The sequence below is a fragment of the Sphingomonas sp. SP4 genome (assembly GCF_058313375.1).
In genome coordinates this window covers 991,143-1,005,516 of the sequence record NZ_JBZFLE010000001.1, presented here as the reverse complement: position 1 = coordinate 1,005,516, position 14,374 = coordinate 991,143, and the positions used below count along the sequence as shown (strand labels likewise).

General features: G+C 62.5%; 13 protein-coding genes. 5 read left to right on the top strand and 8 right to left on the bottom strand.

What is annotated here, in order from left to right; genetic code table 11:
- Positions 1–214 precede the first annotated feature (214 nt).
- Positions 215–676 (top strand): Lrp/AsnC family transcriptional regulator, encoded by a 462-nt coding sequence (locus AC4GYV_RS05000; protein WP_491099557.1) that lies wholly within the window; start codon positions 215–217, stop codon positions 674–676.
- On the opposite strand, the gene AC4GYV_RS04995 is transcribed toward AC4GYV_RS05000, so the two are convergent.
- Positions 673–1,662: a YihY/virulence factor BrkB family protein gene (locus tag AC4GYV_RS04995; RefSeq protein ID WP_491099556.1), complete on the bottom strand. Its 990-nt coding sequence runs from the start codon at positions 1,660–1,662 to the stop codon at positions 673–675. The genes AC4GYV_RS05000 and AC4GYV_RS04995 overlap by 4 nt on opposite strands.
- Before the next feature lie 217 nt (positions 1,663–1,879).
- Here AC4GYV_RS04995 and AC4GYV_RS04990 point away from each other — a divergent pair, with 217 nt between their 5' ends.
- Together AC4GYV_RS04990 and AC4GYV_RS04985 are read left to right on the top strand one after the other, a co-directional pair.
- The gene (locus tag AC4GYV_RS04990) at positions 1,880–3,907 is read left to right on the top strand and encodes an elongation factor G (protein ID WP_491099555.1); all 2,028 of its coding nucleotides are present in this window, start codon (positions 1,880–1,882) and stop codon (positions 3,905–3,907) included.
- A gap of 50 nt (positions 3,908–3,957) precedes the next feature.
- Positions 3,958–5,274, top strand: coding sequence for a lipopolysaccharide biosynthesis protein (locus AC4GYV_RS04985; RefSeq protein WP_491099554.1), 1,317 nt, complete (start codon positions 3,958–3,960; stop codon positions 5,272–5,274).
- Here AC4GYV_RS04985 and AC4GYV_RS04980 read toward each other — a convergent pair.
- The 3 genes from AC4GYV_RS04980 to AC4GYV_RS04970 are packed head-to-tail and all read right to left on the bottom strand — an operon-like array spanning position 5,271 to position 7,824.
- Complete coding sequence (locus tag AC4GYV_RS04980; RefSeq protein ID WP_491099553.1) at positions 5,271–6,074, bottom strand: TIGR01459 family HAD-type hydrolase; 804 nt, start codon at positions 6,072–6,074, stop codon at positions 5,271–5,273. The genes AC4GYV_RS04985 and AC4GYV_RS04980 overlap by 4 nt on opposite strands.
- Positions 6,071–6,868, bottom strand: a complete 798-nt coding sequence (locus AC4GYV_RS04975) for a 3-deoxy-manno-octulosonate cytidylyltransferase (protein ID WP_491099552.1) — start codon at positions 6,866–6,868, stop codon at positions 6,071–6,073. The genes AC4GYV_RS04980 and AC4GYV_RS04975 overlap by 4 nt, the downstream gene beginning before the upstream one ends.
- A complete protein-coding gene (locus AC4GYV_RS04970) occupies positions 6,865–7,824 on the bottom strand; it encodes a KpsF/GutQ family sugar-phosphate isomerase (protein ID WP_491099551.1) in 960 nt (319 codons plus the stop codon). The genes AC4GYV_RS04975 and AC4GYV_RS04970 overlap by 4 nt, the downstream gene beginning before the upstream one ends.
- Positions 7,825–7,912: 88 nt before the next feature.
- Between AC4GYV_RS04970 and AC4GYV_RS04965 the strand changes: the two genes are divergently transcribed.
- A complete protein-coding gene (locus tag AC4GYV_RS04965) occupies positions 7,913–9,229 on the top strand; it encodes a dicarboxylate/amino acid:cation symporter (RefSeq protein WP_491099550.1) in 1,317 nt (438 codons plus the stop codon).
- On the opposite strand, the gene AC4GYV_RS04960 is transcribed toward AC4GYV_RS04965, so the two are convergent.
- Complete coding sequence (locus AC4GYV_RS04960; protein WP_491099549.1) at positions 9,230–10,405, bottom strand: M24 family metallopeptidase; 1,176 nt, start codon at positions 10,403–10,405, stop codon at positions 9,230–9,232.
- 155 nt (positions 10,406–10,560) lie between these two features.
- Between AC4GYV_RS04960 and AC4GYV_RS04955 the strand changes: the two genes are divergently transcribed.
- Positions 10,561–11,826: a multidrug effflux MFS transporter gene (locus AC4GYV_RS04955; protein ID WP_491099548.1), complete on the top strand. Its 1,266-nt coding sequence runs from the start codon at positions 10,561–10,563 to the stop codon at positions 11,824–11,826.
- A 1-nt stretch (position 11,827) separates the two neighbouring features.
- On the opposite strand, the gene recA is transcribed toward AC4GYV_RS04955, so the two are convergent.
- The 3 genes from recA to AC4GYV_RS04940 form a co-directional block, all read right to left on the bottom strand.
- Positions 11,828–12,907 (bottom strand): recombinase RecA, encoded by a 1,080-nt coding sequence (recA, locus tag AC4GYV_RS04950; RefSeq protein ID WP_491099547.1) that lies wholly within the window; start codon positions 12,905–12,907, stop codon positions 11,828–11,830.
- Between the two features lie 230 nt (positions 12,908–13,137).
- The gene (locus AC4GYV_RS04945; protein ID WP_491099546.1) at positions 13,138–13,704 is read right to left on the bottom strand and encodes a hypothetical protein; all 567 of its coding nucleotides are present in this window, start codon (positions 13,702–13,704) and stop codon (positions 13,138–13,140) included.
- Between the two features lie 174 nt (positions 13,705–13,878).
- Positions 13,879–14,298, bottom strand: a complete 420-nt coding sequence (locus AC4GYV_RS04940) for a very short patch repair endonuclease (RefSeq protein ID WP_491099545.1) — start codon at positions 14,296–14,298, stop codon at positions 13,879–13,881.
- Positions 14,299–14,374: the final 76 nt, after the last annotated feature.

Below are 14,374 nucleotides of genomic sequence, written 5' to 3'. Positions count from 1 at the left end.
GGTACCCGTACCAGCAGCGTTCATCGCCACTACTGTGGCAGCGAGGACCAGCAGCGTACTGATCATTGAGCCTAAGGTTCGAATGGTTGGGTTTCGCATCGGTTGCCTCGCATTTCCCCAGCAACAATATTATAGTCCGCTGCTCGCGAAATGATTTTGCGGAGTCAGGGCGTTCGCCGCACTCGGCGCAAGATCTATGCTCGAAAGCGGGCAAATGGACGCAATGATTGACGAGGCGGATCGGCGCATCCTTCGGGAGGTGCAACGCGACTCGTCACGGCCGGTCACCGAACTGGCCGGTGCGGTAGGCTTGTCCCACGCACCATGCTGGCGGCGCCTTCAACGGCTCAGGAGTGACGGCCTCATTCAGCGCGAGACGGCTGTACTCGATCCGACCAAGTGCGGCTTCGGCGTTGAACTGTTCGTGTTCGTTCGCATGAGCGCCCATGGCCGCGGGCGGATTGGAGAGTTTCGCGAGGAGATGACCGCGCATCCGCAGGTGATCGGCGCTTACATTCTCCTCGGCAGCATCGATGCGATGCTCCACGTCGTTGCCCGAGACATGCGAGACTACGAGCGCTTCTACATGGAGCATTTGGCGCAGTCGCAGTCGCTGGCCGAGATCAACAGCATGACCGTGCTTTCCCGGCTGAAGAACGGCGACCTGCCGATTTAGCCCTTCTCCTCAGCGACCTTCGGGGCTGCCTGGGTCAGCTTCTCCCCTTCCCTTTGCTCCTCCGGCCGATCCTGGACCGTGTCGTCGGTCGCCACATTATCTGCAGCCCACGCGCCGCGCTTGCCCAAGGGCTGCGGCGAGCCCGTCGTGCTGTCCATCGCCGTCTGGTGCTCGATCTCACTGTTGAGTTCTGCGCCCACGATGAACGTATAGGCTGAGAGATACATCCACGTGAGAAGCGCAACGACCGCGCCCAGCGATCCGTAGCTCGCGGCATAATTCGAGAAATGGCTGACGTAGAAACTGAAGGCGGCAGTCAGCAGCAGCCAGATCACCGAGGCGAAGGTCGAACCCGGCGTGATCCATTTCCACTTCGCATTCTCACGCGACGGCCCGAAGCGATAAAGGATCGACGCGATCAGCGCCGTGAAGAAGATGAGTAGCACATAGCCGAGGACCTTGCCGGCAAACACGATAGTCGGATCGACGTGAGGAAACAGCTTCTGCAGGAAAGCCAGCGCTGCCACTGCCGCCAGCGCGAGCAGAGCGACCATCAGTGCTGCCAACGTCAGGCCGATCGCGAGCAGATAGAAGCCTACGAGGCTTCGCGTCTCCTTTTCCTCGTATGCAATATTGAGAGCGGTGATCACTGCAGCTGAACCGTTCGTGCCGCCGTAGGTCGCGACGATGAACGCAACGACCAGGGCGAATCCCTTGGCGCCCTCCGATGCCTTCACGGCGGTCATCAGCTGCTCGCCGATGATCTGAGCGACATCCCTCGGCAGCACCGCGGTCAGCGTTTGCATATGCTCGATCACGGTCATGGGATCGGCGAAGAAGCCATAGGCAAGGACGATGAGTCCAAGCAGCGACAGCAATGCGAAGAAGCCGTAGAAAGCGACGCCGGCCGCAACGAGGCCGACATTGTCATCCCACACTCTCTTGTACGTGCGCGCCGCAATATCGAGCCACGCGCGCCGCGGCATTTCCGCGGGAGAGTGTGCTTGATGACCTTTTGCATCGACCATCCGGCCCTAACCTCCGCTCGCGCGACCGCGTTCCACGACGAACCGCACCGGAAGCGTAACGAGACCTCTTGCCAACAGTCAAAAACAGTCGGACGGTGGAAGTTTCCAGATAGGCGCCCGAGCGCCTCTGAGAGAGCGACTCGCGCGCCCGTGAACCGGACGAAGGGAGAGTCGCATGGCTGGAGAATCTGCAAAAGGCACCCGAGTAATCGCGCTGGTGGGACCCGCCGGCGCGGGAAAGACCAGCCTTGCCGAGGCTATGCTGTTCGCAGCCGGCGCCACCGACCGATTAGGATCGACGGCCAACGGCTCCAGCATCGGCGACTCGAGCCCCGAAAGCCGCCAGCGCGGCGGCTCGACCGAACTCAATCTCTACAACTTCCAATATCTGGGCGATGATTTCGCCATGCTCGACGTGCCCGGATCGATCGGCTTCGCCGCCGACGGCGCACGTGCCTTGGCAATCGCCGACGTCGCGATCGTAGTCGTCGATCCCGACCCCTCCCGCGCTCCACTCGCCGCTCCGGCACTGCGCGCGCTGGATGAGTTGGGCATTCCTCACCTCGTCTTCGTGAATCGCATCGATCAGGCCCACGGACGCGTCCGCGATCTGCTGTCAGCACTTCAACCGATGAGCGTCTCTCCCCTCATCGCCCGGCAGATTCCGATCTGGGACGGCGAGAAGGTCAGCGGCTTCGTCGACCTCGCCCTGGAACGCGCGTTCAAATATCGCGCCGGTCAGGAATCAGAGCGCATCGAGATCCCTGCCGAAGTGCAGGAGCGGGAGATTGAGGCGCGGACGCACATGCTCGAACAGCTCGCGGACCATGACGACGAGCTTCTCGAGCAGCTGTTGATGGACGAAGCCCCAACGCCCCAGAAGGTCTTCCAGGACCTGGCACGCGAAACCGGTGAGAGCCTCGGTGTGTCAGTCCTGTTCGGCTCCGCGGTCTCATCGTGGGGCGTGCGGCGTCTCCTCAAGGCTCTCCGACACGAAGTTCCGTCGGCTCAAGCTGCAGCTAACCGGCTCGGCGTGAGCGACCCTGCGATGTACATCTTCAAAGTCCTTCATGGATCGATCGGCCGCCTCGCGTTGGCGCGGGTGCTGGGCGGATCCGTTCGCGAAGGGTCCGACATGAAGACCGAGAGCGGCGAGCACGCGCGTGTCGGCTCGATCTTCAAGGTCCAGGGGGAGAAGACTCAAAAGATCAGCGAGCCGCGAGCCGGAGATGTGCTAGCCGTCGCGAAGATCGACAATGTGAAAGCGGGTGAATGGCTCGGCGCTGGTAAGCTGCCCTCAGCGGTTGAGATCGAATATCCTGCCCGGAATTGCGCGATCGCCATCCAGCCCGCTGACCGAAAGGATGACGTGAAATTGTCCGGGGCGCTACAGCGCCTGCTGGAGGAGGACGGCGGCCTGATTGTCGAGCATGACGACGCCAATCACGAAATCCGCTTGAGGGGCGTCAATGAAGAGCATCTGAACACGGTCCTTGCGCGGCTGAAGCGTCGCTATGGCGTGGAGGTCACCAGCTCGGCACCGACGGTCGGCTACCGCGAATCGATCCGCAAACCGATCCGTCAGCATGGACGACACAAGAAGCAGTCGGGCGGCCATGGGCAATTCGGGGACGTGATCATCGAGATTCGCCCACTCAGCCGTGGAGACGGCTTCATCTTCGAGGAGAAGATTCACGGCGGCTCGGTGCCGAAGCAGTGGATCCCTGCCGTCGAGGAAGGCGTCCGAGAAGCGATGGTCAAAGGCCCACTGGGGTTCCAGGTCGTCGACTGCGCCGTGACCTTGGTCGACGGCAGCTATCACAGCGTCGACAGCTCCGAACTGGCGTTCAGGCTGGCAGGGCGCATAGCCATGCAGGAGGCGCTCGCCGCGGCCCAGCCGCATTTGCTTGAGCCCATGCACAAGCTCACCGTAGTCTCGCCATCGAGCGCAACCAGCCGCATCACCTCAGCCGTCGCTGGCCGTCGCGGTCAGATGCTGGGGCTGGGCCCGCGCGATGGATGGACCGGCTGGGATCGTATCGAAGCGTTGATCCCTGAAGCGGAGCTCAGCGGCCTCGAAGCCGAGCTTCGTTCGCAGAGCCAGGGTCTTGCCACCTACGAGGCTGAGTTCGACCATTTGGCCGAGCTCAATGGCCCGCTCGCGGACAAGGTGATCCAGCAGCGGGTGCCCGAACCCGCGTGACAAGCGGGTAATTTGTCAGCCTAGCAGCGACCGTCTACGCCGACGGCCGTATGAAGCACTGGTTCAAAGACCAGCATTTCCGGTCGCTGCTAAAGAACAGCAGCTATCTCGCGATTTCGCGCGTGGTGGCGGCGATCGCGTCGCTCGCGACGGTCTCGCTCGCCGCCCACGGCCTCGGCGTAATGCTGTTCGGCGCACTGATCCTTATCACCAGCTACGCGAAGGCCGCGAGCGGGATCAGCAAGTTTCAGTCGTGGCAGCTGATCGTCCGCTACGGCGGCCGCGCGCTTCACGGCGAGGTCGAAGCCTTCAAGACGTCAACGGGTTTCGCGTTCGCGCTCGATGCGGTGAGCGGTGTCGGGGGGATGTTGGTCGCAGCGGCGATCCTCCCGTTGATCGCGCAATGGGTCGGCATCCAATCGGACCAGCTGTGGCTTGGCATGTTCTATTGCACGCTACTGCCGACCATGGGAGCCGCGACACCAACGGGAGTCCTACGCGCTCTCGACCGGTTCGACCTGATCAGCTGGCAGAGCACCGTCCAGCCGATCACCCGCGTGATCCTGGTGATCTTCGCCTATTTCGCGAACGCTCCCTTCGGCGTCTACGTCGCGGCCTGGTACGTCACCGATCTGGCCGGCGACCTTTACTTGTGGTTCCTTGCCTGGCGTGAGCTGAAGCGGCGCGGGCTGCTCGAAGGCATTCGCCCGACCCTGAAACCTGAGACATTGCCGGGCGCTTGGCGCTTTGCGATTCACGTCAACCTTAACGCGAGCGTACAGGCGGTTTGGGGACCGATTGCCCGCCTGGTCGTTGGCGGTTTGCTGGGGCCCGCGGGCGCGGCGCTGTTCCGGGTAGCATCGAGCCTCTCCGACAGCGCCTCCAAGCCAACCGATCTCCTCGCCAAAGCCTTCTATCCGCAAGTCGTCCGCATGGACCTGAAAACCAAGAAGCCGTGGAACCTCATGCTGCGCGGCACCGCCCTCGCCAGCATCGTAGCCGCCATTGCCATTCTTATACTCCTCTTCGGCGGAAAGCCGCTGGTCGGCTTCCTGTTCGGCAAGGAATTCCTCGGCGCTTACGAAGCCCTGATCATCCTGATGATCATCCCGTTCATCAACGTCTTCAGCTTTCCGCTCCCGCCGATGCTCTACGCGCTCGATCGCCCTGATGCGCCGGTCACGGCGCGGCTCATCGGAAGCCTTGTCTTCTTCATCGCCATTGCACCGCTGTGCTGGACGTGGGGCGTCATCGGAGCAGCGATCGCACTGGTCGTGGGAAACATCGCGATGGTCGCGATCATGATCGTCCAGCTGTGGCGCGAATATCGCCGAGTACGGCCGTTTCGCCCTGTGAGTTCGAACTAGGCCAGGCCCTCCACAACGCCAACAGGTTCCCAGCTTGGCAGTCCGTTCTTCTCCCCGAAGTCCTCCGGAAACGGCTCACCCGCGTGAATGCCGCCGGTCACGAAGACCGTGTCGAAGCCCATCCGTGCGGCACCCAGAATATCGGTCTGGAGACCGTCGCCAACGGCAAGCACCTCGTCACGCGGTGGGTCGCCAGCGTGGTGGAGCGCGTGGTGATAGATCGTGTCGTGCGGCTTACCGTACCAGGTCACCCGCCCACCCAACATCGCATAGAGGTCGGCGATCGCGCCCGCGCAGGCCTCCGGCACACCGCCTCGGATGACAATTCGGTCGGGATTGAGGCAATGCATATGGACGTCGCGCTCAACCCAGCGCTCCAGATCAGTGCGATAGTCCTCTGCACGCGGGCGCTCCTGCCTGACGCCCGTACACGCCAGGTCGGAGAAGCTCTCGTCCTCTGCGATGACGACGCCACGGCCTTCGAGGATCTCGCGATCTCCCGCAGTTCCGACGAACCCCACCGGCTTTCCGAGCGCCAGCAATGCCTCAATCCCGGCCTCACCGCTCGTAGCGACAAAGTCGTACGCATCCCGCGGTAGTCCGATGCGGGCAAGTTGCTGCTCGACAGCTTCGGCCGTGCGCGGAGCGTTGGTGAGGAGCACGACGCACCGACCCTCATCCCGCCATTGCTTCAGGCGTTCCGCAGCACCTGGATAGAGATTGACCCCATCATGCACGACGCCCCACACGTCACACAGGATCAGCCGGTATTTTGGATCGAGCGTGTCCCAGAAGGTCATTCGAGGCCGGCTTCGATCAGCGCCTCCTCGATCGGCGCAACATCCTCGGGATTGTTGAGCTCGCGCAAGGCGAACGGCGGCGTCGCCACATCGACAACCGCCAAGGGAACACCGGCAACCAGAAAGCGCAGCTGCTCCAGCCCTTCCAACGTCTCCAACTCGCTGACGGGCGTCGCGACGTACAGATCGAGTGCGCTCGGCCGATAGGCGTACACACCGACGTGCAACCGCACCGGCGATAGCTCGGCGTCGAGCGCTCCTGCCGGCAAATGAGGGATCAGCTTCTTCGAAAAGTACAGCGCGTGCCCCTGCCCATCGCGAACCACGCTGGTACCTCCGACGCGGCCCGCGGCCTCCTCGGCCTGCAAAGCTCTGACCTCGTCAGGACGCAGCTGCATGGCCGGGGTCGCAACCATCGCATCTTGGTCTTCACGCATGCGCTCGATCAGCGCCTCCACGAAACCCGGCGGAGTCAACAGCGCATCCCCCTGGAAGTTGATCACCAGATCGGGATCATGAAGCTGCGCCAGCGCCTCGGCGCAGCGCTCCGTACCGTTACGGCATTCGGGAGAGGTCATGATGACTCCGACGCCCGCTGCCGTGCACGCATCCGCAATACGGTTATCGTCGGTAACGACAAAAACGCCGGATACACCCCCCACTCGCCGGGCCGCCTCCACACTGCGCAGGATCAGCGGCTTCGCTGTCCCGCCCGCGCCCTTCAGCTCGACCAGCGGCTTCCCCGGATAGCGCGACGATGCGTAGCGCGCCGGAATCAGGATGACGCTGTTCATCGGACCGGCGGGCAATCGTGGATGTGAAGAACGCCGACCGGCTTCAAGCCACGTTCGTCCTGATTGACGACGAACAGCGCGGTGATCTTATTCTCCTCGAACAGGGTCAGCGCATCGTCGATCAACGCGTCAGGGGCGATCGTCTTCGGGTTCGGAGTCATGAACTCGGCGGCCGAATGATCGAGGCCTTCTTCCATGTGACGGCGCAAGTCCCCGTCCGTGATCGCGCCGAGGAGATAGCCGTTCTCGTCAACCACACCGATGATGCCCAGACGCTTCGCCGACATCTCGACGATCGTATCGTGCATGTCGCTGTCGGCCCGAGTTAGCGGCAGGGCTTTTCCTGAATGCATCAAGCGCCTGACCGGCTTCAGTCGTGCACCGAGCGACCCGCCAGGGTGTAGGCGACCGAAGTCGGTCTTTGTGAAACCCTTTTGACGCATCACCGTCATCGCCAGCGCATCGCCGAGGGCCAATGTCATGGTCGTGGAGCTAGTAGGTGCAACCGCCTCCGGTCCAACTTCTCGCCAATGCGGAAGCACCAGCGCCGCGGTCGACGCTTCAGCGAGCATCGACCCCGCGTTCCCAGTGATGGCGATGACCGGAATGCCGACGCGCGCAAAATGGTCGATGACCGGTTCGAGCTCGGCCGTCTCTCCGCTCTGCGAGATCAACATCGCGACATCGGCGTCGGCCGCCATTCCGAGGTCGCCGTGAATTGCTTCGGCAAGATGCAGGAATGTCGCGGTGGTCCCTGTCGACGCGAAGGTTGCCGCGATCTTACGCCCGATGTGTCCGGACTTGCCGAGCCCGCTAACGATCAGCTTGCCGCGGCAATCGAGGATAAGCCGAACGGCGCGCTCGAATGATTCTCCGAGGCTATCGGCAAGCGCATCGAGCGCCCGCGCCTCGTCGTGCAGGATCTCCCGCCCAAATTCCAAAACATCAGCAGTCATATGGCGCGCCCTAGCCGAAGCTTTCCTCTCCTGTGAAGCTTGACGCCGCCCTGCCCGCCGGCTTGGGTCGCCGCCGAAGGGATTTCGAATGGCGAAGAAACTGACCAGGTTCATCCTGCTGGCGCTCGTGCTCGGCCTCATTGCCGGCTGGGCGATCAATGCGGCGATCGATGACGGCACGCCTGAAAGCGCTGCGCAACTAAAGCAGATCGCCGATTACCTCAGCATCGTCACCGCCCTCTTCCTTCGCCTGATCAAGATGATCATTGCGCCACTGGTCTTCTCAACCCTCGTCGCGGGTATCGCGCACATGGGCGATGTCGCCGCACTCGGCCGCGTCGGCGTGCGCTCCTTGCTTTGGTTCATCGGCGCCAGCCTGGTCTCACTGACGCTGGGCCTTATCCTGGTGAACGTGCTTCAGCCCGGCGTCGGTCTGAACCTTCCCATGCCCCCAGCGAATGCGAGCAGTGGCGTAGAAACGGCAGCCTTCAACCTCAAGGACTTCGTCTCGCACCTCGTGCCGCAGTCGATCTTCGAGGCGATGGCCAACAACGAGATCCTGCCGATCGTTATCTTCTCCTTGTTCTTCGGGATCGCGCTCACGGCGGTCGGCGATAAGGGCAAGCCGATCGTTCACGGGGTAGAAGCGCTCGTAAAGGTGATGCTTCAGGTCACCGACTATGTGATGCGTTTCGCCCCCTTCGCGGTGTTCACTGCCGTTGCGAGCGCGCTTGCCGAACGCGGTCCGCAAATCATCGCGACCTTGGGCAAGTTCGTAGGCAGCTTCTACTTGGGACTCGCGGTTCTGTGGCTGCTTCTGATCGGCGCGGCCTTCGTGATTGTGGGGCCGCGGACTCGTCATCTGGTTCGCTATATCCGCGACCCGGTCGTTCTCGCCTTCTCGACCGCGTCCAGCGAGGCGGCCTACCCCCGCACGCTCGAAGCACTGGATCGCTTCGGCGTGCCGCCGCGCATCGCGAGCTTCGTGCTTCCGCTCGGCTATTCGTTCAACCTCGACGGTTCGATGATGTACATGACTTTCGCCACGATCTTCATCGCGCAGGCCTATGGCATCGACCTCAGCCTCGGCCAGGAGATCACCATGCTCCTGGTCCTGATGATCACGTCGAAGGGAATGGCAGGCGTTCCGCGTGCGAGCCTCGTCGTCATCGCTGCGACAATGTCGATGTTCCGGATTCCAGAAGCAGGATTGCTGCTGATCCTGGCCGTCGACCATTTCCTCGATATGGGCCGCTCGGCGACCAACGTCGTCGGCAATGCTGTGGCTGCTAGCGTCGTTGCTCGCTGGGAAGGCACGCTGGACGCTGAAAAACCGGCGGACATCGAGCCGCCGCATGCGCCGTCACATGTGAAGCTCGCGAAGCCGGTCGACGACCACTTCTGATCAGCCGAATGGCCGATCGATGCTCGGCGGCGGCTGGGTGAAGAACTTGGGGCCGCTCTCGGTCATGTGCCAGCAGTCTTCGAGGCGAACGCCGAACTTGCCTGGCAGATAAAGCCCGGGCTCGTCTGAGAAACACATGCCTGGCGCCAACGGCGTGGTCTCGCCGTGAACCAGATAGACTGGCTCGTGCACTTCCATGCCGATGCCGTGCCCGGTTCGGTGTGAGAGCCCCGGCAGACGGTAACCCGGACCATAGCCCCAGCTCTCATATGCCTTCCGAACGGCGTCATCGACTTCGCCCGCGGCCAATCCAACCTTCGCGGTTGTAATCGCGATCTGCTGTCCGCGATGCACCTGGTCCCAGACCTTGCGCTGCTCCGCGGTCGGATCGGCGTCGTAGACGAAGGTTCGGGTGATGTCGGCCTGGTAGCCATGAACCGAACAGGTGCAGTCCATCAACACGACCTCACCCCGGCGAACGCGCTGCGGCTTGTGACTGCCGTGTGGATAGGCTGAGGCTTCTCCGAGAAGGATCAGGCCACCGTCATAATCCCCACCGAGCTTCTTCTGAGCCGCGCCAATCATCGCGTCGATGTCGGCGGGCGTCATGCCCGCGCGAGTCCGCTGGCCGGCATAGCGCAACGACGCGAGCATGATGTCGTTCGCAGCCTGCATCAGGACCAATTCGGTCGGCGATTTGATAAGCCGCTGCGCGCGCACCACCGGGTTGGCGCTGACGATCCTCACGCCGGGAATTTGCCTCTTCAACCGATCCTCGATGAAGAAGCGGTTGGTCTCCTCGAAGCTGACGGGCTCGTTTGCGACGCCGCGCTCCTTCAAGAAATCCGCGATGAGCTTCAGTGGCTCCTCGTCCTCCTGCCAGGTGCGGACTTCGGCGGGGACTTTGAGGCTTTCCTTGACGCTCGGCGATTCGAAGAAGGGCGTGACGATGATCGGTTCGCCATGGGCCGGCACCACGACCCCTGTCAGTCGCTCGCTCCGCCACCATTGAACGCCCGTGAGATAGTCTAGGCTCGGGCCGGACTCGACGATGATCGAGCCAATGCCGTTGCGCTGCATCAACTCTTGCGCCCGCCGCAGCCTGCCGATGCGTTCTGCACTTGAGATCGGCGGCGGGACCGGGATCTTCGGAAGCTCAGCCGCCGCCTGAGCCATCACCCGCTCCAATGGAAGGGTTAACGTGGCTGCCAACGAACCGGCACCCTGAAGGAAGCGGCGGCGGCTAATGGGGGCGTGAATCATCGAATAGGTTCCTGAGTTCGAGGCCACTGTTGCACGCCAAGCCTGCATGGGCCAGCAGGCGCGCTCCCATGTTCGAATCGGCCTTTCAGGAGGGCGTGAAGCGCCCCGGCACAAGAGAGATGACGGCGATGCTCGCCGGCCTCATGGCGCTCAACGCCTTCGCCATCGACGCGATGATCCCTGCCCTGCCCGACATAGGACGGTCGCTGAACGTCGCCCAGGAGAACGATCGCCAATGGGTGGTGATCGCTTACTTCCTCGGCTTCGCGTCCACGCAGCTCTTATGGGGGCCACTTTCTGACCGCTTCGGCCGCAAGCCAATCCTTGCTTGCGGCGTCGGTCTCTACGGGGTCTTTGCGCTCCTATGCGCATTCGCAGGAAGCTTCCCGCTGCTGATTGCAGGACGCGCTGCAATGGGGGCATCGGCAGCGGTCACCCGAGTGCTGGTCATCGCCATGGTGCGCGACCTGTTCGAGGCAGAAGCCATGGCTCGCGTCATGAGCCTCGTCTTCATGGTCTTCATGCTGGTGCCGGTACTGGCGCCCAATCTCGGCCAGCTAATTCTGCTGTTCGCTCCTTGGCGGGCAATCTTCGTCGTGCTTGCGATCTATGCGATGCTGATGCTCGCATGGTCGTGGAACCGCCTGCCGGAAACCCTTCATCCCGAATTCCGGCGCGGCCTCGATTGGCGGGAGCTCAGCGGTGCTGTCGTCGAAACCATCCGTGACCGGCAGTCGCGCGGCTACACGCTGGCGCTGACGATCAGCTTCTCGGCACTGATCGCCTACATTTCATCGATCCAGCAGATCGTATTCGACGACTTTCACCAGGGCCGGCACATCGGCTTGGTCTTCGCATCGATCGCGGCGCCGATGGGGCTTGCTTCCTATCTCAACTCACGTGTCGTCGAGCGCTTCGGATTGAGGCGCGTCGGCCATACCGCGGCTGCAGCATTTGCGGTCGTCACCGCGATCCACGCCGCCATCGCGCTTGGCGGGCACGAGAGCCTGACCACCTTCATCATCATGCAGGGCCTGACCATGGCCTGCTTCGCCTTCACCTCGTCCAACCTTGGCACCCTGGCGATGGAGCATATGGCGCCGATCGCAGGCACCGCGTCGTCGGTTCAGGGCGTCGTGAGCACGATTGGGGCGTCGCTCATCGGCTTCGTCATCGGGCAGCAATTCAACGGCACCGTCACACCCTTCGTGATCGGCACGGCGCTGTGCGCTTCAGGAGGCTTCCTGATGATCGCGCTGACCGAACCAAAACGGCTCTTCGCGAAGATCCAGTCCCGCGAAGAGCCGCCCTGTATTCCTGAGGATCTCGGCTGACTTATTCGCCCAGGTCGTCGTCCGCGCCGGGGCCGACCATCAGCGCTTCGCCGACCTCTTCGGTCTTGCCGCGGATCGCATTTTCGATCCGCTGCGCGATTTCGGGATTTTCCTTCAGATAGACCTTGGCGTTCTCGCGGCCCTGACCGATGCGGATGCTGTCGTAGCTGAACCAGGCGCCAGACTTCTCGATCAGTCCAGCCTTCACGCCGAGGTCGAGAATCTCGCCGACCTTTGACACGCCTTCGCCGTACATGATGTCGAATTCGACCTGCTTGAACGGCGGCGCGACCTTGTTCTTCACGACCTTCACGCGGGTCGCGTTGCCGACGATATCGTCGCGGTCCTTGATCTGGCCGGTGCGGCGAATGTCGAGACGCACCGAAGCGTAGAACTTCAGCGCGTTGCCGCCCGTCGTCGTCTCCGGGTTACCGTACATGACGCCGATCTTCATGCGGACCTGGTTGATGAAGATCACCATGGTCTGCGAGCGGCTGATCGAGCCGGTGAGCTTGCGCAGCGCCTGGCTCATCAGTCGGGCCTGGAGGCCGACGTGGCTGTCACCCATCTCGCCCTCGATCTCGGCGCGCGGAACCAGCGCAGCGACCGAGTCCACCACCAGCACGTCGATGGCGTTGGAACGAACGAGCGTGTCGACGATCTCGAGCGCCTGCTCGCCGGTGTCCGGCTGCGACACAATCAACTCGTCGATGTCGACGCCCAGCTTCTTGGCATAGACCGGGTCGAGCGCATGCTCGGCGTCGACGAAAGCCGCCGTGCCGCCGTTCTTCTGCGCCTCGGCGATGGCATGCAGCGCCAGCGTCGTCTTGCCCGAGCTTTCCGGCCCGTAAATCTCGACGATGCGGCCGCGCGGCAGGCCGCCGACGCCGAGCGCGATGTCCAGCCCGAGGCTGCCGGTCGAGATCGTCTCGATCTCAATCTTCTCACGGCTGCCCAGCTTCATTGCCGAGCCCTTGCCGAACGCACGATCAATCTGGGCAAGCGCCGCTTCAAGCGCCTTTTGCCGGTCCATTCCTGCAGATGCCATTTCGCTACCGATGACTTTCAACTGGGCTGCCATGTCCCCTGTCTCCCTCGTCTTTGCAAGCGATCATTCGCCAAATCACCAGCGGCCAAGCTTCCGCCTTCGATAACCTTGCGTATCCTATTTGTTCACATGGAACAAGAGGAGAACATTTTTGGAGCCACCGAGCGCAGCGCAGCCGACGCGAAGCGGCGCCGAAGCAGGGCGTAGAGATGGCGAAGGCCGGCCAGCCTGCCGCGAAGCGGACAGGACTGACGTCATGCGATTCACTCGCATGACGGCCCCTCCTCTCCAACAATCTTCACGAAGTTGACGGCATCAATCGTGGCGCGGGTTCCAGACAAGGCTGCCTCATCCTCGAGATCGCCGACATGCCAGTCGAGCGCGCCCACCGACTCGTCGGGATCGGGGCCTTCATTTTCGCATCCGGGCACGATCAGCGGATGCGCGATCTTGGGGATTTCCGCAAAGCGGTGCGGGCGGCGGAAGCGCAACAGGAACATGGTCAGCCGCTCGTCATAATGACGATATTCGCCGACCTGCTCGCCCTGGTAGAAGATGGGCCGGGCAACGCCGTTGATCGCCCGCGACCAGGCCTCGTCCTCCACCATGCGCAGCGAACAATCGAGCGCCGCGTCCCAGGCACGGCGAAAGGCGGCGGCGGACGGGCGGTTGTAGAGCTGATAGGCGGACTCGCGGCTCAAGCCGACCGAGCGGCAGGCGTGCGTCACGCACCCGCACGCTGCCAGCGCTTTGAGGAAGGCTTCCTGCCGTTCGACGGTCCAGCCGTCATGGCGAGGCCTGCGAGCGGGGAGGTTTGGGGGTGCTGTCATTGTCGTCCTTCTGCTCAGGGCGACAGACCAGCTATCTCAAGCAGTGGGTGTAGGACAGATATTTCGAGCGCCCAAGCATAAGGGAGCGGTTGCGAGAGCAATCGTGAGCTTATGTCGAAGAGAGCGCGAGAGCCGGCCGACTGGTGCGAAGCGACCGGATCGACGTCACGGGATTTACTCCCGTGACGGATTGGCCAGAACTGCGTCTCTGATTTTCAATCTCACAGCGTCGTCGCTGGTCATCTCACACTCCCACAGCACAGCGACCTTCCAACCTAACTCGCGCAGCATCGCCATGGACTGGATATCTCTCGTGCGCGTTCGCTGGATCTTGGGACCCCAGTACTCTGTATTTGATTTTGGCCCCTTTCCGCCGCGCTTGCAGCCGTGACCGTGCCAAAAACATCCGTGAACGAAAATGGCGAGACCGTGCCGAGGAAAGACTAGGTCGGGGCGACCCGGCAAATCCTTTCTATGGAGTCTGAACCGTAAGCCCATCGCGTGTGCGATGCGCCGCGCGCGCATCTCGGGTTTGGTGTTCTTCGAGCGGATCGCGCTCATATTCGCAGAGCGACTGGCGGAGACGTCGTTCAATGTGAGTCCTTCGAGCCACAGTCGATGAACATCTGTCCGAACCGGATCGAAAGGTTATCCACAATGTTCTTCATAT

Bases quoted from the DNA above. Each gene is read 5' to 3' on its own strand.
- AC4GYV_RS05000 (WP_491099557.1), top strand. From the start codon at position 215: ATGGACGCAATGATTGACGAGGCGGATCGGCGCATCCTTCGGGAGGTG.
- AC4GYV_RS04995 (WP_491099556.1), bottom strand. From the start codon at position 1,662: ATGCCGCGGCGCGCGTGGCTCGATATTGCGGCGCGCACGTACAAGAGA.
- AC4GYV_RS04990 (WP_491099555.1), top strand. From the start codon at position 1,880: ATGGCTGGAGAATCTGCAAAAGGCACCCGAGTAATCGCGCTGGTGGGA.
- AC4GYV_RS04985 (WP_491099554.1), top strand. From the start codon at position 3,958: ATGAAGCACTGGTTCAAAGACCAGCATTTCCGGTCGCTGCTAAAGAAC.
- AC4GYV_RS04980 (WP_491099553.1), bottom strand. From the start codon at position 6,074: ATGACCTTCTGGGACACGCTCGATCCAAAATACCGGCTGATCCTGTGT.
- AC4GYV_RS04975 (WP_491099552.1), bottom strand. From the start codon at position 6,868: ATGAACAGCGTCATCCTGATTCCGGCGCGCTACGCATCGTCGCGCTAT.
- AC4GYV_RS04970 (WP_491099551.1), bottom strand. From the start codon at position 7,824: ATGACTGCTGATGTTTTGGAATTTGGGCGGGAGATCCTGCACGACGAG.
- AC4GYV_RS04965 (WP_491099550.1), top strand. From the start codon at position 7,913: ATGGCGAAGAAACTGACCAGGTTCATCCTGCTGGCGCTCGTGCTCGGC.
- AC4GYV_RS04960 (WP_491099549.1), bottom strand. From the start codon at position 10,405: ATGGCTCAGGCGGCGGCTGAGCTTCCGAAGATCCCGGTCCCGCCGCCG.
- AC4GYV_RS04955 (WP_491099548.1), top strand. From the start codon at position 10,561: ATGTTCGAATCGGCCTTTCAGGAGGGCGTGAAGCGCCCCGGCACAAGA.
- recA (WP_491099547.1), bottom strand. From the start codon at position 12,907: ATGGCAGCCCAGTTGAAAGTCATCGGTAGCGAAATGGCATCTGCAGGA.
- AC4GYV_RS04945 (WP_491099546.1), bottom strand. From the start codon at position 13,704: ATGACAGCACCCCCAAACCTCCCCGCTCGCAGGCCTCGCCATGACGGC.